The 1,032-nt window shown below is 35.3% G+C and carries 1 protein-coding gene; it reads right to left on the bottom strand.

Annotated features, from left to right (window positions below; translation table 11 throughout):
- Positions 1–757 (bottom strand): DUF4388 domain-containing protein (locus tag H1P_RS33705; RefSeq protein ID WP_342799638.1); only part of this gene is annotated, 757 nt, incomplete at its 3' end.
- Between the last annotated feature and the right edge of the window lie 275 nt (positions 758–1,032).

Below are 1,032 nucleotides of genomic sequence, written 5' to 3'. Positions count from 1 at the left end.
AAAAAATTATTTGGCGATCGATATAGGGAGATAAAATTTGTGCTACTTGAAGCTCATCTTTTTGTAATAATATGGATAATTGACGAATGCTAGTACGTCCTCGGATTACTTTGGCTAGCTCTTTGATATTGTGCTGATTTAATGAACCATTAGCTGGCATCTCTTTATTTTCCCAACCAGAAGATAGATAAGGTCGCTGATGGTTAGAAAGTAAGAGATCGCTACAATTTTGCCACTGTTGGAGTCTGGTTTTTTCTAAACTCAAATATTGTGAAACCTTCAAAGAGGGGAAAGTTCCCAATTGTTTTCTAATCCACAGAGGAGGGGATTCTTCACCTTGCCAAGAGTGAGTAGCGTCTCGAAGCCAAAGACAAGTCTGAAAAGCATCTTTCGTAATTTGTTCTACTAATTTTAAGCCTTGAGATGAATTGAGATGTTGCTTCGCTAGCAACCAAAAAATAATTGGACGGTATACATTTTGAGCAGGAGACTTTGCTTGTATTGAAGACTGTATTTTGAGATAAGATGCAGGTAATTCTTTTAAAGCTGTAACTGCTTGTTTAAAACCTAAGTAGTGTAAATAGTACTTAAGCTGATCTAATAGTTGAGCAGAACAGTCCACATACTTTAACTGTCCTTGTTGCAGATAAATTTTCCAAGAAACTAATCCTTCATTAATTTCCAGGCAACCAGAACTGTCAGAGTTCTCTAGTCGAGATATTATTTCCGTCGGATTAAATTGTATGGTAGCTGGCATAGCGATCGAGGTATCAACTTACTAAAGCTATAGTTCCCAAAAAAGACAATTATTTATCATTCAACTAAAGTTGTTAGTTTTTACTAATAAGTATTACCACTTAAAAAAATATTAAACAAATTAAAAAAATGCTCTCGACTCCCGACTCCCGACCCCTTGATCCTCATCCTTTCATGTTTAATAAAGTAGAACTACTTAGGCGGTGGCAAGTATTTTTTTTGGTTTAGTTCCGAGTTTGTCACCTTCTCTGATTTATGGTTTAAAAATCTTAAAAA

Source organism: Hyella patelloides LEGE 07179 (assembly GCF_900659865.1).
In the GTDB taxonomy this organism is placed as follows: domain Bacteria; phylum Cyanobacteriota; class Cyanobacteriia; order Cyanobacteriales; family Xenococcaceae; genus Hyella; species Hyella patelloides.
The sequence above is the reverse complement of the archived record's forward strand: the minus strand, read 5'-3'. Positions and strand labels throughout refer to the sequence as shown.